Annotated in this window: 20 protein-coding genes; all 20 read left to right on the top strand. The window is 43.4% G+C overall.

All coding sequences use genetic code 11. The annotated features are described in order from the left end of the window. Positions 1–81 precede the first annotated feature (81 nt). The 20 genes from DXA54_RS14455 (at position 82) to DXA54_RS14360 (ending at position 26202) form a co-directional block, all read left to right on the top strand. Positions 82–1458, top strand: a complete 1377-nt coding sequence (locus DXA54_RS14455; RefSeq protein ID WP_120079822.1) for an NAD(P)/FAD-dependent oxidoreductase — start codon at positions 82–84, stop codon at positions 1456–1458. A gap of 181 nt (positions 1459–1639) precedes the next feature. After that, positions 1640–2887, top strand: a complete 1248-nt coding sequence (locus DXA54_RS14450; protein WP_008648754.1) for an efflux RND transporter periplasmic adaptor subunit — start codon at positions 1640–1642, stop codon at positions 2885–2887. 17 nt (positions 2888–2904) lie between these two features. Next, positions 2905–3570: an ABC transporter ATP-binding protein gene (locus tag DXA54_RS14445; RefSeq protein ID WP_120079820.1), complete on the top strand. Its 666-nt coding sequence runs from the start codon at positions 2905–2907 to the stop codon at positions 3568–3570. A 67-nt stretch (positions 3571–3637) separates the two neighbouring features. Continuing rightward, entirely contained in the window at positions 3638–4264 is a 627-nt protein-coding gene (locus DXA54_RS14440) for a GIN domain-containing protein (RefSeq protein ID WP_008648751.1), read from the top strand. Between the two features lie 56 nt (positions 4265–4320). After that, positions 4321–5598: an ABC transporter permease gene (locus DXA54_RS14435; protein ID WP_008648749.1), complete on the top strand. Its 1278-nt coding sequence runs from the start codon at positions 4321–4323 to the stop codon at positions 5596–5598. Position 5599: 1 nt separating this feature from the next. Next, entirely contained in the window at positions 5600–6868 is a 1269-nt protein-coding gene (locus DXA54_RS14430; RefSeq protein WP_008648748.1) for an ABC transporter permease, read from the top strand. A 32-nt stretch (positions 6869–6900) separates the two neighbouring features. Continuing rightward, complete coding sequence (locus tag DXA54_RS14425; RefSeq protein WP_120079818.1) at positions 6901–8190, top strand: ABC transporter permease; 1290 nt, start codon at positions 6901–6903, stop codon at positions 8188–8190. Positions 8191–8219: 29 nt separating this feature from the next. Beyond that, positions 8220–9473, top strand: coding sequence for an ABC transporter permease (locus DXA54_RS14420; RefSeq protein ID WP_120079816.1), 1254 nt, complete (start codon positions 8220–8222; stop codon positions 9471–9473). 84 nt (positions 9474–9557) lie between these two features. Beyond that, positions 9558–12167, top strand: coding sequence for a PAS domain-containing sensor histidine kinase (locus DXA54_RS14415; protein WP_120079814.1), 2610 nt, complete (start codon positions 9558–9560; stop codon positions 12165–12167). Positions 12168–12296: 129 nt separating this feature from the next. Continuing rightward, positions 12297–13775: a TolC family protein gene (locus DXA54_RS14410; protein WP_015532970.1), complete on the top strand. Its 1479-nt coding sequence runs from the start codon at positions 12297–12299 to the stop codon at positions 13773–13775. Positions 13776–14076: 301 nt separating this feature from the next. Next, on the top strand, positions 14077–15426 hold the full coding sequence (locus DXA54_RS14405) for a sigma-54-dependent transcriptional regulator (protein ID WP_087318753.1): 1350 nt from the start codon (positions 14077–14079) through the stop codon (positions 15424–15426). A gap of 54 nt (positions 15427–15480) precedes the next feature. Further along, complete coding sequence (locus tag DXA54_RS14400; RefSeq protein WP_087318754.1) at positions 15481–16773, top strand: sensor histidine kinase; 1293 nt, start codon at positions 15481–15483, stop codon at positions 16771–16773. A gap of 97 nt (positions 16774–16870) precedes the next feature. Continuing rightward, on the top strand, positions 16871–19423 hold the full coding sequence (locus tag DXA54_RS14395; protein WP_120079812.1) for a DUF5686 and carboxypeptidase-like regulatory domain-containing protein: 2553 nt from the start codon (positions 16871–16873) through the stop codon (positions 19421–19423). Between the two features lie 108 nt (positions 19424–19531). After that, the gene (locus tag DXA54_RS14390) at positions 19532–20821 is read left to right on the top strand and encodes an inositol-3-phosphate synthase (protein ID WP_004300682.1); all 1290 of its coding nucleotides are present in this window, start codon (positions 19532–19534) and stop codon (positions 20819–20821) included. A 162-nt stretch (positions 20822–20983) separates the two neighbouring features. Then, positions 20984–21463, top strand: a complete 480-nt coding sequence (locus tag DXA54_RS14385; protein ID WP_120079810.1) for a phosphatidylglycerophosphatase A — start codon at positions 20984–20986, stop codon at positions 21461–21463. Positions 21464–21477: 14 nt separating this feature from the next. Beyond that, the gene (locus tag DXA54_RS14380) at positions 21478–21945 is read left to right on the top strand and encodes a GtrA family protein (protein WP_004304217.1); all 468 of its coding nucleotides are present in this window, start codon (positions 21478–21480) and stop codon (positions 21943–21945) included. 103 nt (positions 21946–22048) lie between these two features. Further along, entirely contained in the window at positions 22049–22699 is a 651-nt protein-coding gene (locus DXA54_RS14375) for a CDP-alcohol phosphatidyltransferase family protein (protein ID WP_009040796.1), read from the top strand. Positions 22700–22837: 138 nt separating this feature from the next. Continuing rightward, entirely contained in the window at positions 22838–23755 is a 918-nt protein-coding gene (locus DXA54_RS14370) for a phosphatase PAP2 family protein (RefSeq protein WP_004304215.1), read from the top strand. A gap of 130 nt (positions 23756–23885) precedes the next feature. After that, the gene (locus DXA54_RS14365; protein WP_120079808.1) at positions 23886–24896 is read left to right on the top strand and encodes a lysylphosphatidylglycerol synthase transmembrane domain-containing protein; all 1011 of its coding nucleotides are present in this window, start codon (positions 23886–23888) and stop codon (positions 24894–24896) included. 133 nt (positions 24897–25029) lie between these two features. Then, the gene (locus DXA54_RS14360) at positions 25030–26202 is read left to right on the top strand and encodes an iron-containing alcohol dehydrogenase (protein WP_004314277.1); all 1173 of its coding nucleotides are present in this window, start codon (positions 25030–25032) and stop codon (positions 26200–26202) included.

Genomic DNA, 26202 nt, shown 5'->3' with positions numbered 1-26202 from the left:
AGACTTCTCTCAAAAGTTTCGAATTTCGGAAACTTAATGACTCATTCATGTGTTATTATCTTGATAAAACATGATTAGAATATGAGTCTAAACATTGCAAAAAGTAATAAGAAACGTGTCGTCATAGTAGGCGGTGGTTTCGGTGGCTTGAAACTGGCTAACAAGCTGAAAAAGTCAGGCTTTCAAGTCGTATTGATAGATAAAAACAACTATCATCAGTTTCCTCCTTTGATTTATCAGGTGGCTTCGGCTGGTATGGAGCCAACTTCCATATCCTTCCCCTTCCGTAAAATATTCCAGCATCGGAAAGATTTCTATTTCCGTATGGCGGAAGTACGTGCCATTTTCCCGGAAAAGAATATGATACAGACTTCCATCGGAAAAGCAGAATATGACTATCTGGTGTTAGCAGCAGGTACTACAACCAACTATTTCGGTAATAAACATATCGAAGAGGAAGCCATGCCGATGAAAAATGTGTCAGAAGCGATGGGATTGCGAAACGCTCTTCTGGCTAATCTGGAACGAGCGCTGACCTGTTCAACGAAGCAGGAACAACAAGAATTATTGAATATTGTAATTGTGGGAGGTGGAGCTACCGGGATAGAAGTAGCCGGAATACTTTCCGAGATGAAGAAATTCGTCTTGCCGAATGATTATCCTGATATGCCCAGCAGTCTGATGCACATCTATTTGATTGAAGCCGGGCCGCGATTGCTTGCCGGAATGTCGGAAGAATCATCTGCACATGCTGAACAGTTTCTCCGTGAAATGGGAGTAAATATCCTGTTGAATAAACGCGTTGTGGATTATCGTGACCATAAAGTAGTACTCGAAGATGGTACAGAGATTGCCACGCGTACTTTTATCTGGGTGAGTGGTGTCACCGGTGTGACTATCGGCAATCTGGATGCCTCTCTGATTGGGCGTGGAGGACGTATTAAGGTCGATTCATTTAACCGTGTAGAGGGGATGAATAATGTGTTTGCTATTGGCGACCAATGTATTCAGTTAGCTGATGAAAATTACCCGAACGGACATCCTCAATTGGCGCAAGTGGCTATCCAGCAAGGAGAATTGTTGGCAAAGAATCTGGTACGTATGGAGAAAGGACGGGAGATGAAACCTTTCCATTACCGTAATTTGGGTTCGATGGCGACTGTAGGACGCAATCGTGCCGTAGCAGAGTTTAGTAAAGTAAAGATGCAGGGATGGTTTGCCTGGGTGATGTGGCTGGTTGTTCATCTGCGCTCTATTCTTGGGGTACGCAATAAGGTTATTGTACTCTTGAATTGGGTATGGAATTATTTCACTTACGATCAGTCTATGCGTATGATTGTCTATGCCCGTAAAGCAAAAGAGATTCGTGATCGTGAAAAGGTGGAGGAGACTACCCATTGGGGGAAAGAACTGATACAAGAGGAAAAGAACCCCTCTACTACGTCATCATCCAAATAGACAGGCTTCCTGCTGGCAGGATGATAGATTCTATTCTGAATGGTAAATTCGTACAGGGTGTCCGATATCGGACACTCTGTGTTTTTTGTTATCTTCTATTTATCAATCATTTACGATTTTGGCACAGATTTGGTATATGAAGTACCGAATTGATACATCATAAAATAGTAAATGATCGGATATGGACAGAGAAATTCCTAAAGAGGTACGTCAAAAAGAACGTAATAAGAAGATTATTCGTTATTCATCCATTGGAGTGGCAAGTATTATTGCCATCAGTGTACTTATATCTGTATTAAGGGCAGGAGTGGAGGCAAAGGATCTTGTCTTTTCCACAGTCGATAAAGGGGTGATTGAGGTAAGTGTCAGTGCTTCCGGTAAGGTTGTCCCTGCTTTTGAAGAAATTATCAATTCTCCGATCAACAGTCGTATTATTGAAGTCTATAAAAAAGGGGGAGATAGCGTAGACGTAGGTACTCCGATTCTGAAACTGGACCTTCAGAGTACGGAAATTGAATATAAGAAGTTACTGGACGAGGAACAAATGCGCCAGTATAAGCTTGATCAGCTTCGCGTCAATAATCAGACGAAACTTTCCGATATGGCAATGCAGATTAAAGTTTCGGCAATGAAATTGAGTCGTATGAAAGTGGAGTTGAGAAATGAACACTATCTGGACAGTCTCGGTGCAGGAACAACGGATAAGGTACGCCAGGCTGAATTGAGCTATAATGTGGCTCAATTAGAGTACGAACAACTTCAGCAACAATATAAAAATGAGAAGGAAGTAGCTGCTGCCGAACTAAAAGTTCAGGAGCTTGATTTTAATATCTTCCGCAAGAGCCTTTCCGAAAAGAAACGTACGTTGGATGATGCACAAATCCGTTCCCCGCGTAAAGCTATTCTTACCTATATTAATAACCAGATCGGTGCACAGATTTCCGAAGGCGGACAGGTGGCTATCATTTCTGATTTGAGCCATTTTAAAGTGGAAGGTGAGATTGCGGATACGTACGGTGACCGTGTAGCAGCCGGAGGAAAAGCAATTGTTAAGATAGGGAGTGACAAACTGGAAGGGACAGTTAGCAGTGTTACACCACTATCCAAGAATGGTGTGATATCATTTACCGTTCAGTTGAAAGAAGATAATCACCGCCGCTTACGTTCCGGACTAAAGACAGATGTTTATGTGATGAATGCTGTGAAAGAAGATGTAATGCGCGTAGCCAATGGCTCTTTCTATGTGGGACGCGGTGAATATGAACTTTTTGTCTGCAATTCGGATAATGAACTGGTAAAACGTAAAATACAGTTAGGAGATTCTAATTTTGAATATGTAGAAGTGTTGAGCGGATTGCAACCGGGTGATAAAGTAGTAGTAAGCGATATGAGTGCTTATAAGAACAAGAATAAGTTGAAAATTAAATAAACTAAATACTAGAAGTTATGATAACATTGAACTCTCTTTCTAAGATTTATCGTACGGACGAGATTGAGACGGTAGCATTGGAGAATGTGAATCTGACGGTAGAACGTGGAGAATTTCTAAGTATAATGGGACCTTCCGGATGCGGAAAATCCACCCTGCTGAACATAATGGGATTGCTTGATGCACCTACAATGGGAATGGTGGAAATCAACGGAATACGTACCGAAGGAATGAAAGACAAGGAACTGGCGGTTTTTCGTAATAAAACGCTCGGTTTTGTATTTCAGTCTTTTCATTTGATTAATTCGTTGAATGTGACGGATAATGTGGAGTTGCCTTTACTTTATCGCCGTGTTGGCAGTAGTGAGCGAAAGCGGTTGGCACAAGAGGTATTGGAAAAAGTAGGATTAAGCCATCGTATGAGACATTTTCCTACACAACTTTCCGGTGGGCAGTGCCAACGTGTAGCTATTGCCCGTGCGATTATTGGTAATCCCGAAATAATCCTTGCCGATGAGCCGACAGGTAACTTGGATTCAAAGATGGGAGCTGAAGTAATGGAACTGCTTCATCGGTTGAATAAGGAAGACGGACGTACTATCGTGATGGTTACCCATAATGAAGAACAGGCGAAGCAGACTTCGCGCACTATTCGTTTCTTCGATGGACGCCAGGTACAATAGAAACGGCCTCTTACGATTAGAACTAAATGGAAAAATTGATTAATGTATCTCTAAATTAAAAATCATCATGACAAAGAATATTTTCATCGTTGCGATAGCTGTCCTGTTAAGTGTTGCTTTCTGTTCGCTATCGGCACAAAATGTGAGTAAAGATTATAATGTAGACGAGTTTTCTGCCATAAACCTGCAATCTGTCGGGAATATTATTTTTACTCAATCGGCAGGATGCGCCTGTCGTCTGGAAGGTCCTTCTGAATTTGTAGAGAAAACAAGGGTGACAGTGAAAAATGGAACTCTGGTTATCTCTTATAAAGATAAAAATGCCAAGAATATCAAGAATCTGACTTTCTATATTACTGCTCCCGATTTGAGTAAAGTGAAAATAGACGGAGTAGGAAACTTCGATGCAAAAGAAGAACTAAAACTTAAAAATATAGCTTTCGAACTTGATGGAGTAGGCAACTGTAACGTGAAAAGTCTATATTGCGATGAGTTGAAACTAGATGTTGACGGAGTAGGCAATATGAAGTTGAATGTTGATTGCAGCACTATCAAAGCTAAAGTGGATGGAGTAGGAAATATCACTGTATCCGGTAAAGCGGATGCAGCTTTCTTTAAGCGGGATGGCGTTGGTAAAATCAACTCCAAAAACCTGAAGTGTAAAGACGTAACAGAGAAAGGTTGGAATTTCTAATGTAGAACATTCTTCTGTGAACTCCTGTAGAATCAAATCAAAAAAAGAATAAGAAGATGTGGAAGCAATACATAAAGCAAGCTCTTTACCAGTTGAAAGAGAACCGGCTTATTAGTATTGTCTGTATGGTAGGTACAGCTTTGGCTATTTGCATGATAATGGTGATCGTGCTGACATTGCAGATACGGATAAAAGACTGCGTGCCGGAAGTTAACCGTTCACGATCATTGTATGTCAAGGCAATGACGTCCCGGCATAAAGAGCAACACAATAATGCTGCCAGCAGCCAGATGTCCGTCACGACTGCCCGTGAATGCTTTAAGACGTTGACAATACCTGAAGCGGTTACCATTACTTCCGTTAATAATAAGATGCGTGCTTCTCTTCCCGGAGGAGGCAGGATGAGTGTAGATGAAATGGAAACGGATGAAGCGTTCTGGCAAGTCTTTTGCTTTGAATTCTTGTGTGGCAAACCATATACGAAAGCCGATTTTGAGAGTGGGCTGTCCAAGGCAGTGGTTTCTGCCAGTATGGCACGCCACCTGTTCGGTACAACTGACGTGGTAGGGCGTACCATCCAATTAAATAAAGCGGATTATACCATTACAGGAGTAGTGAAAGACGTATCAAAGTTGGCGACAGCTTCTTATGCACAGGTCTGGATTCCCTATACATCAACAGATTTGGCTTCTTTCTCGTGGAGAGAAAATCTGATGGGACCTATGCGGGCGGTCATCCTTGCACGTTCGTCCGACGATTTTCCGGCTATTCGTGCTGAAGTCGAAAAATATCGTCAGGTCTACAATAGTAAGCTGAAGGATATGGAATTGATTTATCGTGGTCAGCCGGATACTCAATTTGCCTACCTTTACCGCCATTGGGGGACAGACTTGGATATGAAACACATTGTCAGGCGATTCATTCTTATCATTGTGATTCTCCTCTTGGTTCCAGCTATCAACCTAAGTAGTATGACTTTATCCCGCATGCGGAAGCGTATGACGGAAATCGGTGTCCGGAAAGCATTCGGTGCTACTGCCAACGAATTGTTGCGACAGGTATTCTGGGAGAATCTGATATTGACACTGCTTGCGGGAGTACTGGGACTGATATTGAGCTATTCAGCTACTTTCCTGTTAAACTCATTCCTTTTTGATAACAGTGAGAATGCAGGTCTTGCCGGGGAAACTTCTCTTTCCACTGATATGCTGTTCAGTCCGTTGACGTTTCTCGTTGCATTCTGTTTCTGCCTGTTATTAAATCTATTGAGTGCCGGAATTCCGGCTTGGAGAGTGTCGAGAATGAACATTGTAGATGCAATAAACCAAAGATGAAATGATGAAACAGTTATTGAAACAAATATATAATGAGCGCCGGAGCAATGCTTTTCTATGGATTGAGCTATTGTTGGTGTTTGTCGTATTGTGGTATATCGTTGATTTGGTTTATGTCACTTTGCATATCTATTATCAGCCAATGGGCTTTAATATAGAAAATACGTATGTATTACGTATGAACCGTCTTACCGATAAATCTACCGATTTCAATCCGGAGCTGACTGTTAAAGATGATATGACTGCTTTAAGGGAAATAGCCGGACGTTTGTCCCGTCATCCGGAAGTTGAATCTGTCTGTATCTCTCAAAACAGTATTCCATACAATGAAGGGTGCAGTGGAGCGAGTTTCCGTTTTCCGGATAACGACACGGTTTGGATAAGTACGATGGATCGTTGGACGACTCCTGAATATTATAAGGTGTTTCGTTTCCGGAATATCGATGGTTCCGGTCATGAAAGTCTGGTGAAAGCTCTGGAGAAAAATACAATAATCGTTCCTGTCGATGTTGCAGACTATTATCCGGATGCTACTTTCCACGGAAAAGACCTTTTGGGTAAAGAAGTTCGCATGAGTGATACCAACTTTCGTATTGCAGCTTTAACAGAGCCCGTTCGCTACGATCATTATAACATTGCCGGAAAACCTTTTACCGGAACCTATATCGGCACTTACCTTTCTGACGAACAAATGGAAACAGTCGAAAACGTAGCCTATCTCGAATTAAGTCTGCGTGTCCGCGAAGGTGTAGACGATGGCTTTGTGGAACGTCTTATGAATGATGCCGACCGTATCTATCAGGTAGGGAATGTTTATATACTTGATGTCACTCCATTAAGCAAAGTCCGGACAGCCAGTGAGATAGACAATGATAATGAATTACGTACCCAGTTCTGTATTCTCTTTTTCCTGTTGTTGAATATCTTTCTGGGAGTGATCGGCACTTTCTGGTTCCGTACCCAGCAACGCCGGGGAGAAGTTGCTTTACGCATGGCGATGGGAGCTAACCGGAAAAACATATTCTATCGTTTGATTACGGAAGGTTTGTTACTGTTAAGCATGTCGGCTCTTCCTGCCGTATTGATTGCATTCAATATTGGATATACTGAACTGGTGGATATATCACAAATGGCATTTGCAGTACCCCGTTTCCTGATAGCCATTTTACTGACATATCTCTTGATGGCGATAATGATTATTCTTGGCGTGTTGTATCCGGCTCTGCAATCAATGAAAGTGCAACCGGCCGAAGCACTAAGAGACGAGTAAGAAATATACTGAACTTTATACTGGTAACGATCATGATAAAACTCTATTTTAAACAAGCATTCCATCTGTTGGGAGAAAATAAACTGCTTTCTTCTATTTCCATTATTGGTACAGCTTTGGCTATTGCTATGATAATGGTAATTGTGATTACTTTACGTGCGACTATTGCTCCCTTTGCACCGGAAACCCATCGTGACCGGATGCTTATTTTCCGGTTTGCCGGACTTCAAAGTAAGTCCAACGTGAATTGGCAAAGCAATGGCCCTATCGGATACAATACGGCAAAGGCTTGTTTCAAAGCAATGACAATTCCCGAAGTTGTTTCCATAACCAATATCTGGCAGGAAACAATGCTGGCTGCTAAACCGGCAGGTGAGATGGAAAGTTGTAGTGTGTTGCAAACAGACGATGCTTTCTGGAAAATATTTGAATTTGAGTTTCTATCTGGTAAACCGTATGATAATGCCGATTTTGATGCCGGAGCAGCAAAAGCTGTGATTTCCGAAGATATGGCTCGCCGTTTGTTCGGAACGTCAGAAGTGGTTGGAAAAACATTCCTTCTGAATCATTCGGCTTATATTGTTTGCGGAGTGGTACGTCCGGTCTCTAAACTGGCGAAGTACGCCTATGCACAAGTTTGGATTCCTTTGAGTTCAACAAGTGCCTTCACAGCCACTTGGGGCGATGACAATATCATGGGTATGACTGCCGTCTATATACTGGCTAAATCAAAAGACGATTTTCCGGCTATTCGTCAGGAGGCTGACCGCTTGCGGGCTATCTTTATGGCAGGGCATCCCAATTTCGATTTACTCTATCGCGGACAGCCTGATACTTATTTCGTAGCCGCGCAACGCTATTCCGCCAACAATCCTCCTGCTGTGAAAGAAGCAGTACGGCAATACATACTGACATTACTTGTCTTATTGATTGTTCCTGCCGTCAACTTGTCCGGACTTACTTTGTCACGCATGCGTAAGCGTATCTCCGAAATAGGAGTGCGAAAAGCCTTTGGTGCCCCCAGACGGGAGCTTATGATGCAGGTACTATCCGAAGACATGCTTTATTCCCTGTTCGGAGGAATTCTCGGACTTGTATTAAGTTATGTCGCCGCTTTCCTTTTGGGAGGAATGCTTTTCTCCGTAGACTTTGTATCCAATGGTGTGGAGGATTTGCGGACCATGTGTGTCGACTTACTGTTCGATCCTACCGTATTCCTGCTGGCATTTCTGGCTTGCTTCCTACTCAATTTATTAAGTGCCGCCATTCCGGCATGGAGAGTAACTCGCACCAATATTGTGGATGCTATTAACGAAAGATAATTCTTCAACTCATCTAAATTCTAAAGAAAATGCAACTATTAAAACAAATATGGAACGAGCGCCGGTCAAACGGATGGTTGTGGTCAGAACTATTAATTGTTTTTGTGGTCCTGTGGTATGTGGTCGACTGGACGTATGTGACAGCGCGTACTTATTACGAACCGGTAGGATTTGATATTACCGATACGTATTATTTGGAACTAAGCCTGAAAAACGACAAGAGTAATTCCTATCTTTCGAAAGAACAAAAGAGTACATCTTTAGGACAAGATATTATCGAGTTGACCAATCGTCTCCGGAGATTGCCGGAAGTGGAGGCCGTTTCAATATCCAATAATGCGCGTCCCTATATCGGGAGTAACTCCGGTAGTATGTTACGTATCGATACATTAGTTAGTAATCCGCTACGGCGTTCGGTAACCCCTGACTTTTTTCAGGTCTTTCGTTATCAAAGTGCTGATGGGCGTGGTTATCAGCCGTTGGTGCAAGCTTTAAGGAATGGCAATGTCGTTGTTGGTGAAAATTTCTTGCCCAAAGATTATAAAGGCGATCGTACGCTGTTGGGTAAAGAAATGGTCGATGTGGATGATTCTACGAAAGTGTACAAGATAGGGGGAGTTTCGAAGAAGGTGCGTTACAATGACTTCTGGCCTAACTACAGTGATCGGTATGTAGCCATTGAACTTCCTGAAAAGATAATGGTCGAACTTGACGATGAACTTTATCCTTCGAGTGTAGAAGTTTGTCTGCGGGTGAAACCGGGGACTTCCAGAGACTTTGCGGAACATTTGATGAAATTGTCCGCCAACCAGTTGAGTGTCGGTAACTTATTCATCCTGAAAGTGCATGATTATGAAGATCTGCGGAATGACTTCCAGCAAGGAAGTTATAATCAGGTACAGGTACGTTTCTGGATGATGGGCTTCTTATTGCTTAATATCCTGTTGGGCATTGTCGGCACCTTCTGGTTCCGTACGCAGCACCGTCGTGCCGAGTCTGCGCTTCGTATAGCAGTCGGGGCCAGCCGGATGCAGCTTTGGCAACGTTTAAATAAAGAAGGATTGCTATTATTGACTCTGGCTGCTTTGCCTGCCGCCGTCATCTGTTATAATATCGGCCATCTGGAGTTGACTGAAGGGTATATGGAGTGGGGAGTAGTGCGTTTTCTTATTACATTTGTCATAACCTATTTCCTGATATCTTTAATGATTCTCGTTGGCATTTGGTTTCCTGCTCGTCAGGTAATTCGCATACACCCTGCCGAGGCGTTGCGCGAAGAATAAAAAACTTGGGCTATCTGTTTGTTCTCAATAGATTTAACGTATCTTTGTCGGCATAATATTGAAAACACCGCAGGCTTTAATTATATGAATCGACGCTACTATTGTTTGCTTATCGTTCTGTTTTTTGCTGTTCTTATTCAGGCGGCAGCAGCGGAACGTACATACAATATCCTGTTTATACAGTCATACACCTCACAGACTCCTTGGCATAGCGACCTTAATCAGGGGTTGGTCAAAGGATTTAAAGAAAGTGGCCTGAAGGTGAATATAACAACGGAGTATCTTGATGCCGATTTTTGGGCATTCAACTCCGAGAAAGTAATTATGCGTCGTTTTTGTCAGCGTGCTCGTGACAGGCAGACCGATTTGATTATAACAGCAAGTGATGAAGCTTTCTATACTCTTTTTGCCTGTGGAGATTCGTTGCCTTTGCAGATACCGGTCGTGTTTTTCGGCATTAAGTATCCTGATATGGAGCTGATTGCTACTCATCCCAATGTTTGCGGGTTCACTGCCAATCCGGATTTTGATGTCATATTGCGTCAGGCGCAAAAGATATTTCCCCAGCGGAAAGAAGTGGTATGTGTGATAGATAACAGCTTTTTGAGTAACAAAGGCCTTGAAGATTTTGAAGAAGAGTGGAAAATCTTTCAAAAAGACAATCCGGATTATAGAATGAAAGTCTATAATACCCAAAATCATACAACGAGTCACATCATTGCTGCTATTTGTTACCCTCGTAACAGCTACGAACGTCTGGTGGTTGCTCCTAAATGGTCGCCTTTCCTTTCATTCGTTGGCAAAAACTCAAAAGCTCCCGTATTTTCGAGTCAGAATGTGGGGTTAACTAATGGCGTATTCTGTGCATACGATTCCGATAGTTATGCTTCAGCATTATCGGCAGCTCAAAGGGCTGCTTTAGTCTTAAAAGGTACATCTCCCCAAGAAATAGGAGTGACAGAAATCACGCAGGGATTCATCTATGACTATAAACAGTTGGATTATTTTCATATTGACCCTGATAAAGTATCCTCTAGCGGAACCATCGTCAACGAACCGTATTGGGAAAAATATAAATACCTTTTTATACTGCTCTATCCGTCTATCCTGGCGTTGCTGATAGCTTCTATCGTGTGGTTGATGCGTGCCAACCGGCGTGAGTCCAAACGACGGATTCAGGCACAGACTCGTCTGCTCGTGCAGAATAAACTTGTGGAACAGCGTAATGAGTTTGATAATGTATTTCATTCCATCCGTGATGGTGTGATAACGTATGATACCGATTTGCACATTCATTTCACAAACCGCTCCTTATTACAAATGCTGCATTTGCCGTATGAGTCAGGGGGCCGTTTTTATGAAGGAATGATGGCAGGCAGCATCTTCAAGATATATTATAACGGTCAGGACATTCTTCATAAAATGCTGAAGCAGGTAGCTTCAAAAGGAGAAAGTGTGAAGATACCCCAGGGAGCTTTCATGAAAGAAGTGCATAGTGATAAATACTTCCCGGTGTCGGGGGAAATAGTCCCGATCCGTTCAAAGGATACGATTACCGGTATGGCACTTTCCGCACGGAATATTTCGAATGAAGAAATGCAGAAGCGTTTTTTTGATATGGCAGTAGACGAAAGCTCCATCTATCCGTGGCAGTTTGATATGGAAACCAACTGTTTCATTTTCCCGCAAGGTTTCTTGAAACGTCTTGGATACGATGAATCGGTTACTACCATCTCCCGTGATGAAATGGATCGCACTATCCATCCTGATGATTTGAAGGAAATAAGTCCGTTATTTAATAGAGCATTGACAGGAGAAGATTCCAATACCCGTCTGAATTTCCGTCAGCGGAATGTCAACGGAGAGTATGAATGGTGGGAATATCGTTCTTCCGTAATCACGGGATTGACACAAGATTCATTGTACAATATATTAGGTGTTTGCCAGAGTATCCAGCGATATAAGACTGCCGAGCAGGAGATGAGGGAAGCACGTGATAAAGCCCTCCAGGCTGACAAACTGAAATCGGCGTTCCTTGCCAACATGAGTCACGAGATTCGGACTCCGTTGAATGCGATTGTAGGTTTCTCCGATTTGCTAAGCGATACGAGTGGTTTTACAAGCGAAGAGATTGCCCAGTTTATCGGAACCATTAATAAGAATTGTGGCCTGTTGCTAGCTTTGATTAATGATATTCTTGATTTGTCACGTATCGAATCGGGAACCATGGAATTTATGTTCGCCGAGCATAACCTGCCGCTGTTATTAAAGACCGTCCATGATTCTCAACGCTTGAATATGCCACCGGGAGTAGAACTGGTGTTGCGTATGCCCGAAAGTGATAAGAAATATCTCACGACAGATAATGTACGCTTGCAGCAAGTCGTGAATAATCTGATAAATAACGCTGCTAAATTTACGAGCAGCGGTTTCATTACTTTCGGCTATGAAGATGATGAGGTTCCCGGCTACACCCGCATCTTTGTGGAGGATACCGGAGTCGGTATTTCTGAAGAAGGTATCCGTCATATATTCGAACGATTCTATAAAGTCGATAATTTCACCCAAGGAGCAGGTTTGGGATTAAGTATTTGTCAGACCATCATCGAACGTCTGAATGGTACCATCTCCGTCACCTCCGAAGTAGGTAAAGGCACTCGTTTCACTGTGCGCCTTCCTAACTACTGCGAATAATCGAACGTTCACTTTTGGGCATAGTGTCCGAAAATGGACACTTTTCTTATTTTCTAATCTGTTGATAATAAAAACTTTACTTTTTTGGCACATCGTTTGATTCTCTCATAGTGGAAAATACTGTGTATAATGAAAAAGAAAAGTATATTGTTTGCTCTTGCTGCCGTTTGCCTGCCGTTGGCATTGTCGGCACAGAAGGAAAGGGAAATAACCTTGAATGAAGCTATTGCTATGGCGCGTATTCAATCTGTTGACGCTGCTGTTGCCTTGAATGAATTGAAAACGGCCTATTGGGAATTTCGTACCTTTCGTGCCGATCTTCTGCCGGAAGTCAACCTGACCGGAACCCTGCCTAATTATAACAAATCGTATAGTTCCTATCAAAATTCGGACGGTTCTTACGGTTTCGTCCGTAATAACACATTGGGGCTTACCGGTGATCTTTCTATCGATCAAAATATCTGGCTTACCGGTGGTAAACTCTCGCTGACTTCCTCTCTCGACTATATCAAGCAATTGGGAACCGGAGGAGACCGGCATTTTATGTCGGTTCCTGTCACATTACAACTTACACAACCCATCTTTGGAGTCAATAATATAAAGTGGAACAGACGCATCGAACCGGTTCGTTATGCCGAAGCGAAAGCAGCTTTTATCACTGCTACCGAAGAAGTGACGATGCGTGCTATCACTTATTACTTTAATCTTTTGTTGGCAAAAGAAAATCTTGGCACGGCGAAACAGAACCAGACAAATGCCGACCACCTTTATGAAGTAGCCCTTGCCAAACGCAAAATGGGGCAGATTTCCGAGAATGAACTCTTGCAGTTGAAGCTCTCCGCTTTGAATGCGAAGGCTGCATTGACGGAAGCAGAGAGTGATCTCAATGCCAAGATGTTCCAGCTCCGTGCCTTTTTGGGAGTAGGAGAGGATGAAGTACTAAACCCGGTTCTTCCCGAAGCTGTGGATGGCCCGAGGATGGAGTACAATCAGGTGTTAAATAAAGCATTGGAACGTAATTCTTTTGCACAGAATATCCGTCGCCGCCAGTTGGAAGCCGATTATGAGGTAGCTACCGCACGCGGAAATTTGCGTAGTGTCGATTTGTTTGCAAGCGTAGGATATACGGGTGAGAACCGGAATTTTCCGGCCGTTTACAGGAACCTGCAGGATAATCAGATTGTTCAGGTAGGCGTTAAGATTCCGATTCTCGATTGGGGAAAACGCCGTGGGAAAGTCCGGGTAGCCAAGAGTAATCGGGATGTAGTGCTTTCAAAAATTCGTCAGGAACAGATAAACTTCAACCAGGACATTTTTCTGTTGGTGGAGCATTTCAATAATCAGGCACAACAGTTGGACATAGCCAAAGAAGCCGACGCAATTGCCCAACAACGATATAAAACAAGTATTGAAACTTTCCTGATAGGTAAAATCAATACCTTGGATTTGAATGATGCGCAGAACTCTAAAGATGATGCGAGACAGAAACATATTTCCGAACTTTATTATTATTGGTATTATTATTATCAGATTCGCAGTCTGACGCTATGGGATTTTCGTACCAATACCGAACTTGAAGCTGATTTTGATGAAATCATCCGGCAATAAAAAGGCTAGGAAAAAGCTTTTGAATCTTATGGAGGAACTTGCCGGAGATTATGGGAAAAGTTTTTCAAGTCTGCAAACAGACTATTGCGTATTTATGCCTGATTCATTTGGTATTACGAACTATTTATAGTACCTTTGAAACTCGATTTTAACACTCGGGAAATGAAAAATACGTAAATAATACAGAAAAATTCATCCCCCATTATAAATAAAGAAAGAAATAAAAAAAGAAATACTTCTTCTTGGAAGATTGAAAAAACAGAAGAAGTTTTCTTGGTAGAGGAATCTTGCAATTTTAACTATGATTCTGATAATTGACGACGACAGCGCAGTACGTTCTTCGCTTAGCTTCATGTTGAAGCGGGCAGGATATGAAGCACAGACCGTTCCCGGTCCACGGGAAGCTATGGAAGTAGTACGTTCCATAGCTCCGGATTTAATCCTGATGGATATGAACTTCACTCTTTCTACAACGGGTGAGGAGGGTTTGACCCTACTCAAACAAGTAAAAATATTCCGTCCCGAAACACCGGTGATATTGATGACCGCTTGGGGAAGTATCCAACTTGCCGTACAAGGAATGCAGGCGGGAGCTTTTGATTTCATAACGAAGCCCTGGAATAATGCCGCCTTGTTGCAACGCATCGAAACGGCACTCCAACTTTCGGGCACTCCACAGGAACCAACGCAGGAACAGAGCGATTCTTTCGACCGCAGCCACATCATCGGACGTAGCCAGGGATTAATGGATGTGTTGAACACGATTGCCCGCATAGCAAAGACCAATGCCTCTGTCCTCATTACAGGGGAAAGCGGAACAGGTAAGGAATTGATAGCCGAGGCCATTCATATCAACAGTCAGCGAGCCAAACACCCCTTTGTGAAAGTGAATCTTGGAGGTATCTCCCAAAGCCTGTTCGAAAGTGAAATGTTCGGGCACAAGAAAGGAGCTTTTACCGATGCTTCCGCAGACCGTATCGGACGTTTCGAAATGGCAAACAAAGGGACGATTTTTCTGGATGAAATAGGTGATCTCGACCTTTCGTGCCAGGTGAAGTTACTGCGTGTATTGCAGGATCAGACATTTGAAGTGCTCGGCGACAGCCGTCCGCGCAAGACGGATATCCGGGTAGTATCAGCCACCAATGCCGATTTGCGCAAAATGGTGGGCGAACGTACTTTTCGTGAAGACCTCTTCTATCGTATCAATCTGATAACAGTGAAACTGCCGGCCTTGCGCGAACGTCGCGAAGATATTCCTTTGCTGGCACGTCATTTTGCCGACCGTCAGGCGGTAACCAACGGATTGCCCCGTACGGAGTTCTCTGCCGATGCCCTGCAATTCTTGAGCCGTTTGCCCTATCCGGGGAATATTCGTGAATTGAAGAACTTGGTGGAACGTACCATTTTGGTAAGTGGTAAACCGCTGCTTGATGCTTCCGACTTTGATGCGCAGTATATTCGCCACGATGACGCAAGAGTGACCGAAGGCGCAGCTCTGGCTGGTATGACTTTGGATGAAATAGAACGCCAGACCATTCTCCAGGCGTTGGACCGTTACAAAGGAAATTTGAGTCAGGTAGCTACGGCATTGGGTATCAGCCGTGCAGCACTCTACCGCCGTCTCGAAAAATATAATATAACAATGTGATAAATTTAGACACGTGCCTAATAATATTAAGATTAACCGTTAACCACAGATAACGTGCGTATAAAAGGATTCTTTTACATACTAGTCTTTCTGCTGCTGGCATTAGGTAGTGTATTGCTGTTCCTTTCCAGTCAACTGAATACAATCTTTTTCTACATAGGGGAGGGGCTGATACTTTTCATCCTCATTTATCTGACCTTTTTCTATCGTAAGATTGTGAAGCCGTTGAATACAATCGGAAGCGGTATGGAACTGTTGCGTGAGCAGGATTTTAGTAGCCGTCTTAGCCCTGTAGGCCAATATGAGGCCGATCGTGTGGTGAATATCTTCAACCGCATGATGGAACAGCTCAAGAATGAACGTCTCCGCCTGCGTGAACAGAATAATTTTCTTGATTTGCTGATTAAAGCTTCTCCGATGGGAGTGATTATAACTTCCCTTGATGAAGACCTTTCGGAATTGAATCCGATGGCTTTGAAAATGCTGGGTGTTCGTTTGGAAGACGTACAAGGCAAGAAGATGAAAGAGATTGATTCTCCGTTAGCGGTGGAATTGGCCAACCTCCCGAAAGGAGAGAAGGTAACCGTCCGTTTGAACGACTCGAATATCTACCGGTGTACTCATTCTTCTTTCATTGATCGTGGATTTCAGCATCCCTTCTATTTGGTAGAAACCCTCACTGACGAAGTGATGAAAGCGGAAAAGAAAGCATACGAGAAAGTGATCCGCATGATTGCCCACGAAGTGAACAACACGACTGCTGGCATTACTTCCACACTGGATACGGTAGAACAAGCCCTTTCCAGTGAAGAAGGAATGGAAGACATCTGCGACGTGATGCGTGTATGTACCGACCGTTGTTTCTCGATGAGTCGTTTCATCACCCGTTTTGCCGATGTGGTGAAAATCCCCGAACCGACACTTTCTTCTGTCAATCTGAATGATTTGGTTTTCACCTGCAAGCGGTTTATGGAAGGAATGTGTAATGACCGTCGCATTACACTCCGCATGGAAATGGACGAAAGTCTGAAAGATGTGATGCTGGATGCCGCTTTGTTTGAGCAAGTACTCGTAAACATCATCAAAAATGCAGCGGAAAGCATTGAGACCGATGGGGAAATAATAGTCCGCACCTTCGCTCCGGCCACTGTTGAAGTGATAGATAACGGTCAGGGAATCAGCAAAGAAACAGAAGCTAAACTGTTCAGTCCTTTCTTCTCTACCAAACCGAACGGTCAGGGAATCGGACTCATCTTTATTCGCGAAGTACTGATGCGTCATGGGTGCACATTCTCTTTGCGAACCTATGCCGACGGACTGACCCGATTCCGTATTACTTTCCCCTAATTGTGTCAAATAAGAACATTTCTTCCGTCAAATAGACCTTTTTTTGTCTTGAAATCACTCCTACCTTTGCCCCGCTCAATTCAATAGGATTTAAGGTATGAGATTAATGAAAAAAGGCACATTAACGCTCTTTCTTTTATTGGCTATCAGTATTCCGCTCAGTGCGCAGTATGTGGTACAAGGGGTGGTGACTGATTCTCTGACCAAAGAACCTTTGCCTTATGCATCTGTACGCTTAAAAGACACGACCGAAGGAACTACTACCGGAAGCGACGGACGCTTTTACTTCAAAACCCACCGCTCCGAAGCAGTGCTTGTAATCTCTGTAATCGGTTATAATGACTATGTCCGCACCATTCGCCCTGCCCGTAATGCATCCTATAAAGTAGCGCTTGCGCCTACCGAATACGCGCTTGGTGAAGTGGTAGTCAAACCCAAACGTGAGCACTACCGGAAGAAAGATAATCCTGCTGTGGAATTTGTCCGCCGTATGATTGAAAGCCGTGACAACTACTCTCCCTACGAGAAAGACTTCTGGCAACGCGAACGTTATGAAAAGACCACCTTTGCGTTGAATAACTTCGATGAAGAGAAACAGAAAAAATGGCTATATCGTAAATTTGATTTCCTGACAGAATATGTAGATACTTCTGCCGTTACCGGTAAACCGATTCTGACGGTATCAGCCCGTGAACTGCTTGCCACAGACTATTACCGGAAATCTCCCCGTTCCGAGAAGCAATGGGTGAAAGGACGCAAACAGGCCGGTGTCGATGAGTTTCTTTCTAAACAAGGGATGCAGGCAGCCATCAATGAAGTCTTTAAAGACGTCGATATCTACGAAAACAACATTTCCCTGTTTACGAATAAGTTTGTCAGTCCCTTGTCCCGTATCGGCACAGGCTTTTATAAATATTACCTGATGGACACGTTGCAGATTGCCGGAGAGCCTTGTGCAGACCTTGCTTTCACGCCTTTTAATTCCGAGTCTTTCGGTTTCAACGGACACCTGTATGTGACGCTCGACTCTACTTACTTTGTTAAACGTGCCGTATTCAACTTTCCCAAAAAGATAAACCTGAACTTTGTAGACTACATGTTGCTCGAACAGGAATTTAAGCGCGCTGAAGACGGCACACGCCTGCTCGATCATGAAAGTATCACTGTTGAGTTTAAACTGACCGAAGGACAGGACGGTATTTTTGCCCGCCGGGTAGCGGATTACAGCAACTACACCTTTACGCCGACTGCTGAAGCCGACAAAGCCTTCACCAAACCCGAACGTATTATTGAAGAGACGGAAGCCCTGTCGCGTCCCGAAACATTCTGGGCGGAGAATCGTCCGCAAGCCGCCATCTCCCAGCAGGAAAACTCCGTAGACCGCCTGATGACACAATTACGCAGTTATCCGGTATATTACTGGACGGAAAAAGTGCTTTCCATTCTCTTTACGGGATATATTCCCACCTCCAAAGAAGCGCCACTTTTCTATATCGGCCCGATGAATGCCACTATCAGCGGTAACACATTGGAAGGTCCCCGTATCCGTGCCGGAGGTATGACTACCGCCTGGCTCAATCCGCACCTGTTTGGCAAAGGATATGTGGCTTACGGGTTTAAAGATGAAAGAGTGAAAGGATTGGCGGAACTGGAATATTCTTTCAAGAAGAAGAAAGAATACGCCAACGAATTTCCCATCCATTCATTGAAATTGCGTTACGAATCAGATGTGAACCAGTACGGACAAAATTACCTGTATACAAGCAAAGACAATGTGTTCCTGGCCTTGAAACGTGAGAAGGACGACCGTATCGGCTATTTCCGGCAGGCGGAGATGACCTATACCAATGAGTTTTATTCCGGCTTTTCTTTCCAGTTGACAGCACGTACACGGAAAGATGAGTCCTCCTACCTGATTCCTTTTTTAAAGAAAGAAGGAGATACCTACACCCCGGTAAAAGATTTCTCTATCAGTGCCGCAGAGTTGAAGTTGCGTTATGCTCCGAATGAGAAATTCTTCCAGACTCAATGGAACCGTTTTCCCGTATCGTTGGATGCACCGGTGTTTACCTTGTCGCATACCATTGCCGGAAAAGGAGTGTTGGGCAGCGATTACACTTACAATCATACCGAAGCCGGTATTCAGAAACGCTTCTGGTTTTCCGCGTTCGGCTATACGGACGTTATACTAAAAGCAGGTAAAGTGTGGGATAAAGTACCTTTCCCGTTGCTTATCATGCCTAATGCCAACCTTTCTTATACCATTCAACCGGAATCTTACTCGTTGATGAATGCGATGGAGTTTATGAACGATGAATATTTCTCGTGGGATGTTACTTATTTCCTCAACGGATGGCTGTTCAACCGGGTACCGTTGTTGAAAAAACTAAAATGGAGGGAAATAGTTTCCTGTCGTGGATTATATGGACATTTGAGCGATAAAAACAACCCGGCTTTGAGTGACGGTTTGTTCGCTTTTCCGATAGAGAACACACAAACAATGGGAAAAACACCTTATGTGGAGGCGGGTGTAGGTATCGAAAACATTTTCAAGGTGTTACGTTTGGACTATATCTGGAGGTTCACTTATCGTGATTCGCCCGGGATTGACAGATCTGGCTTGAGAATAAGTCTCCACATGACCTTTTAAAAGTTAAATCCTGCTAATTGCAATGTTTATATGACAAATAAAGACTGTATTAGTAATTAATTAATCTTATTTTTGCATCAATTTTAGTTTAATTTTAATAGAATAGAAATGAAACAAGAAATTAAACCCGCTACCGGGCGTCTTGGCGTACTGGTAGTTGGAGTGGGTGGTGCGGTAGCTACCACGATGATTGTAGGTACACTAGCCTCTCGCAAGGGACTGGCAAAACCGATAGGATCTATTACACAGTTAGCCACAATGCGCATGGAGAACAACGAAGAAAAACTCATCAAGGACGTTGTGCCCTTGACGAATTTGGAAGACATTGTTTTCGGAGGATGGGATATTTTCCCGGACAACGCATACGAAGCTGCTATGTACGCCGAGGTTTTGAAAGAAAAAGACCTGAATGGAGTAAAAGAAGAGTTGGAAGCTATCAAACCGATGCCGGCTGCTTTCGATCACAACTGGGCAAAACGTCTGAACGGTACACACGTGAAGAAGGCTGCTACCCGTTGGGAAATGGTAGAACAACTTCGTCAGGATATCCGCGACTTCAAAGCTGCTAACAACTGCGAACGCGTAGTGGTGCTTTGGGCTGCAAGTACTGAAATTTACATTCCGCTGTCTGACGAGCACATGTCACTCGCTGCTTTAGAGAAAGCAATGAAGGAAAACAATACAGACGTGATTTCTCCGAGTATGTGTTATGCGTATGCTGCGATTGCGGAAGACGCTCCGTTCGTAATGGGTGCTCCTAACTTGTGTGTGGATACTCCTGCTATGTGGGAATTCTCTAAACAAAAGAATGTACCTATCTCCGGTAAAGACTTCAAGAGTGGTCAGACACTGATGAAAACCGTATTGGCTCCGATGTTCAAAACCCGTATGCTGGGTGTGAACGGTTGGTTCTCTACCAATATCCTCGGTAACCGCGACGGTGAAGTGCTCGATGATCCGGACAACTTCAAGACAAAAGAAGTCAGCAAGCTGTCTGTAATCGACACTATCTTCGAACCAGAAAAATATCCGGATCTCTACGGAGATGTTTATCATAAAGTACGTATCAACTATTATCCTCCCCGCAAAGACAACAAAGAAGCATGGGATAACATCGATATCTTCGGATGGATGGGCTACCCGATGGAAATCAAGGTGAACTTCCTTTGCCGCGACTCTATCCTTGCAGCTCCTATCGCTCTTGACCTTGTGTTGTTCAGCGACTTGGCAATGCGTGCAGGCATGTGTGGCATCCAGACTTGGTTGTCATTCTTCTGCAAGAGCCCGATGCACGATTTCGAACATCAGCCCGAACACGACTTGTTTACACAATGGAGAATGGTAAAACAGACATTGCGTAACATGATTGGTGAAAAAGAACCTGATTACTTAGCTTAATCAGTAACCCCAAATAATAAGTTGAGATTGAGATTTACCATCCTATAAAGACTGGTGGATGCTCAACCTCAACTTTTACTTTTTTATTGTACAAATTCCCCATTCGTTTGGGGGACTCGTGACACAACCGACTCGTAGTTTGTAATTAGTAATTAGTAATAAATGAAGCGTCCTCCCTTTCTACCTGTTTTTATAGGCACGGGCTTTGGCTCCGGTTTTTCTCCTTTTGCTCCCGGCACGGCTGGGGCGTTACTGGCTTCTATCATTTGGATTGCACTTTATTTTCTCCTTCCTTTCTTTTGGGTATTATGGCTGACTGCCGCTTTGGTGATTGTATTTACATTCGCCGGCATTTGGGCTGCCAATAAGCTGGAAACTTATTGGGGAGAAGATCCTTCGCGTGTGGTAGTGGACGAGATGGTAGGAGTGTGGATACCGTTATTGGCTGTTCCCAATGACGACCGTTGGTTCTGGTATGTGATTGCGGCTTTTGCCCTGTTCCGTATCTTTGATATAGCCAAGCCGTTGGGCATACGCCGTATGGAAAGCCTGAAAGGTGGAGTAGGTGTGATGATGGACGACGTTTTGGCGGGAGTGTATAGTTTTATTTTGTTAGTGGGAGCAAGATGGGTGATTGGCTGAAAAGAGTTGCACGGATGATTTCCCAGAAAGGTGGCATCTTCATGTTCTTGAGGGCGCAGCTTTCTGCTCAAATGGCAACTATTGCAGACTTTCTCGTTACGATTCTTCTGGTCAGGCTATTTGAAGTCTACTATGTATATGCCACCCTGGCGGGGGCTATCTATGGAGGAATCGTCAATTGTGTTATCAACTATAAATGGACCTTTAAATCGAAAGGAAAAAAAACGAATGTCGCTGCAAAGTTTATCCTTGTATGGATTTGCAGCGTTTGGTTAAACACGTGGGGCACGTATGCACTGACGGAATCATTAGCGAAGATTCCCTGGGTACGCGACACGCTTAGCCTGTATTTCGGAGATTTTTTCATTATTCCTAAAGTGGTAGTGGCAGTCATCGTGGCACTGTTCTGGAACTATAATATGCAACGCTTTTTTGTTTACCGGAATATAGATATAAGAAGTTTGTTCGGAAAAAGAAACTGAAAAACGGATTGAAAAGACTGATGAGAAAACGAAAGAATTAGATATATACAGATTGAGAAAACAGAAGATTTAGATAAAAATAGCTATAAACAGATTTAAACAGATGAATTACAGAGATTATTTACAACAGTTGATTTATAAGATTATCAATCCCCTGATACGCGGAATGATTAAAATAGGAATCACTCCTAACTTTATCACCACTACCGGATTTATCCTGAATGTAGTAGCGGCAGGTATGTTTGTATATGCCGGCATATATGGCGGACAGAACGATTTGGCCATTATCGGCTGGGCAGGAGGTGTGATTTTGTTTGCCGGACTGTTCGATATGATGGACGGACGTGTAGCTCGCCTAGGCAACATGAGTTCCAAGTTCGGTGCGCTTTACGATTCAGTACTCGACCGTTATAGTGAATTGATGACTTTCTTTGGTATCTGTTACTATTTATCAATGAAAGATTATTTCCTTTATGCACTCATTGCATTTGTGGCACTAATCGGCTCACTGATGGTAAGCTACGTGCGTGCCCGTGCCGAAGGCTTAGGAATTGAATGTAAAGTCGGATTCATGCAACGTCCGGAACGCGTAGTGCTGACCAGTCTCGGAGCTTTGTTCTGTGGCGTTTTCAAAGATATCACCGTTTTCGAACCAATCCTGATTATGATTGTTCCTCTGGCTTTTGTTGCCCTGTTTGCCAATATCACGGCATTTGCTCGTGTGAGACATTGCTACAAAGTGATGAAAGAATGAATTAATTTACTGTTGGACGATTTACTATTTACATCGTACATCCTAAATAGTACATCGTAAATAGTCCAATAGTAAATAGTCCAATAGTAAATAGTCTAGTTGTCTAATCAAAACATTATAATGATAAAGAATATTCAAATGCCGTCGAAGAGAGAAGTCCTGACTGTGACAGTCATTATGGCTCTTTTCCTTTTGCTGACAAGTATCTTTATCGGGCTTCGTTCCGAGCACCTGTTAATGGCGGTACTCTATTTAGTTTTATTTTTTGCCGGATTACCTACTCGTAAGTTGGCTGTGGCCTTGTTACCTTTCGCCATTTTTGGAATCTCGTATGACTGGATGCGTATTTGCCCCAACTACGAAGTGAACCCAATTGATGTGGCCGGACTGTATAATCTCGAAAAGTCTCTTTTCGGAGTAATGGATAATGGTCTTCTGGTTACTCCTTGCGAATACTTCGCTGCACACAACTGGCCGATAGCGGACGTTTTTGCCGGAATCTTCTACCTTTGTTGGGTTCCCGTTCCCATCCTGTTCGGTCTTTGCCTGTATTTCAAGAAGGAAAGAAAAACCTACCTTCGCTTTGCGTTAGTATTCTTGTTTGTCAATTTGATTGGTTTTGCCGGTTATTATATTCATCCGGCCGCTCCGCCTTGGTATGCCATCAACTACGGTTTCGAACCGATATTAAACACACCGGGTAATGTTGCAGGATTGGGACGCTTTGATGCATTCTTCGGAGTAACCATCTTTGATTCTATCTACGGGCGTAATGCTAATGTTTTTGCGGCAGTGCCTTCACTGCATGCGGCCTATATGGTAGTTGCATTGGTGTATGCCATTATTGGTAAATGCAGGTGGTATGTGGTTACTCTTTTCTCTATTATCATGGTCGGCATTTGGGGAACAGCTATTTATTCATGCCATCATTATATCATTGATGTATTACTTGGCATCTCTTGCGCGTTAATCGGTTGGCTGATATTCGAATACATATTGATGAGAATCCCGGCGTTCAAAAGATTCTTCGAAAGATATTATACGTATATAAAGTAAGATTATATGTGAATAAAGTGAGATATATACCCATACAAAAAGCAAGTATATACTCATATAAAAGCAGATATATACCCATATAAAAGCAGATATATACCCATATAAAAAATAGATATAAGTCTCACAAATAGTGAAGAACAAGTACCGTAATATATTTCTCGCTTTTGGTATCATTGCCGTTCTGATAATGATATTCACTTTTGATATGGATTATCAGGAGCTTTGGCTGAATTTGAAGCGTGCAGGGGTATATTTACCTTTGGTTTTGTTGCTATGGCTGTTTGTCTACCTTATTAATACAGTATCGTGGTACATCATCATCCGTAGTGGTGGTAAGACGGGGTTTTCATTTGTCCGGCTCTACAAATTCACAGTAACAGGTTTTGCGCTTAATTACGTGACTCCTGTTGGGCTGATGGGAGGCGAACCATATCGCATTATGGAGCTGAAACCCTATATAGGAATAGAACGCGCCACCTCTTCCGTGATTCTTTATGTGATGATGCATATCTTTTCCCACTTTTGCTTTTGGTTAAGTTCAGTGTTGCTTTACGTTTGTCTCTATCCGGTGGGGTGGATGATGGGGATAATCTTAGGAGCTATTACTGTCTTTTGCTTGCTGATTGTTATTCTTTTTATGAAAGGCTATCGGCAGGGGATGGCTGTGGCTTTTGTCCGTATGGGTGGTCGTATTCCTTTTCTGAAAAAGAAAGTATTTCATTTTGCTAACGCGCATAAAGAGAAGTTGGAGAATATAGACAAACAAATTGCCCTTCTCCACCAACAAAAGAAACAAACCTTTTATAGCGCCCTCTTACTGGAATATACCGCCCGTGTAGTCAGTTGTCTTGAAATATGGCTGATACTGAACGTGCTGACCACCCATGTCAGCTTTGCTGACTGCTGCCTGATTGCGGCTTTCTCTTCTTTACTTGCTAATCTGCTGTTTTTCCTGCCTATGCAATTGGGAGGTCGTGAAGGTGGCTTTGCCCTCGCCGTAGGCGGCCTTTCCCTTTCCGGAGCTTACGGAGTCTATGCCGCTTTGATTACCCGTGTACGCGAAATGGTCTGGATTGTAATCGGACTTGTACTAATGAAAGTAGGAAATTTTAAACAATTAAAAGAAAGATATTCTGCTTAAATTTATAACTTTGTCTGATCTATAAAGACTCTTATGAAGGGCTCTATAAAAGAACTTATAGAAAAACTTGTCAAAGGAGTTCTATTTGGATCTATAGAAAAGACTGACGAAAAGACCTATAAAGAAAACGACAATGAATAATTTTATCTTTTACAGCCCTACTGAATTCGTGTTCGGTCGGGATACGGAAGCGCAGACCGGAGTGTTAGTACAGAAATACGGTGCACGCAAAATAATGATTGTTTATGGTGGCGGTTCCGTGATACGTAGCGGCTTGTTGGCCCGTGTTGAGAAATCATTGCAGGAAGTAGGTATTCCCTATTGCATGCTGGGTGGTGTACAGCCTAACCCGATAGACACGAAAGTGTATGAAGGAATCGACCTCTGCCGGAAAGAAAACGTAGACATGATGCTCGCCGTTGGTGGTGGCTCTGTGATTGATACGGCGAAAGCCATTGCAGCCGGAGTTCCTTACAACGGAGATTTCTGGGATTTCTACATCGGAAAAGCCATTGTGACGAAAGCATTGAAAGTAGCCGTTGTGTTAACGATTCCTGCTGCCGGAAGCGAAGGTTCCGGTAACACCGTCATCACGAAAGTCGATGGCTTACAGAAATTAAGCCTCCGTGCTCCCGGTGTACTACGTCCTGTTTTTGCCGTGATGAACCCCGAGCTGACCTACACACTTCCTCCTTTCCAAACCGCCTGCGGCATTGCCGATATGATGGCACACATCATGGAACGCTATTTCACCAACACGAAAGATGTAGAAATAGGCGATCGCCTGTGCGAAGGTACCCTGCTTGCCATCATCAAAGAGGCAACTACCGTCATGAAAGACCCCGAAAACTACGGAGCCCGTGCCAATCTGATGTGGTGCGGAACGATCGCCCACAATGGAACCTGTGGTGTAGGTTGTGAAGAGGACTGGGCTTCCCACTTCCTCGAACATGAAATCAGCGCCATCTATAACGTGACTCATGGTGCCGGACTCTCCGTAATCTTCCCTGCCTGGATGACATGGATGACAGAACACAATGTGGATAAGATAGCCCAATACGCCATCCGAGTGTGGGGAGTGGCAGAATCAGACGATAAAAAGGCGGTAGCCCTTGAAGGAATTTCCCGTCTGAAATCCTTCTTTACTTCCATCGGCCTGCCTGTGACCTTCAAAGAACTTGGCATTGAGAATCCCGACATCGACCGCCTTGCAGATAGTCTGCACCGGAATAAAGGTGAATTGGTAGGCAACTATGTCAAATTAGCGAAACAGGACAGCAAAGAGATATACCGTCTGGCATTATAA

Source organism: Bacteroides sp. OF03-11BH (genome assembly GCF_003604005.1).
Taxonomy (GTDB): domain Bacteria; phylum Bacteroidota; class Bacteroidia; order Bacteroidales; family Bacteroidaceae; genus Bacteroides; species Bacteroides ovatus.
The sequence above is the reverse complement of the archived record's forward strand: the minus strand, read 5'-3'. Positions and strand labels throughout refer to the sequence as shown.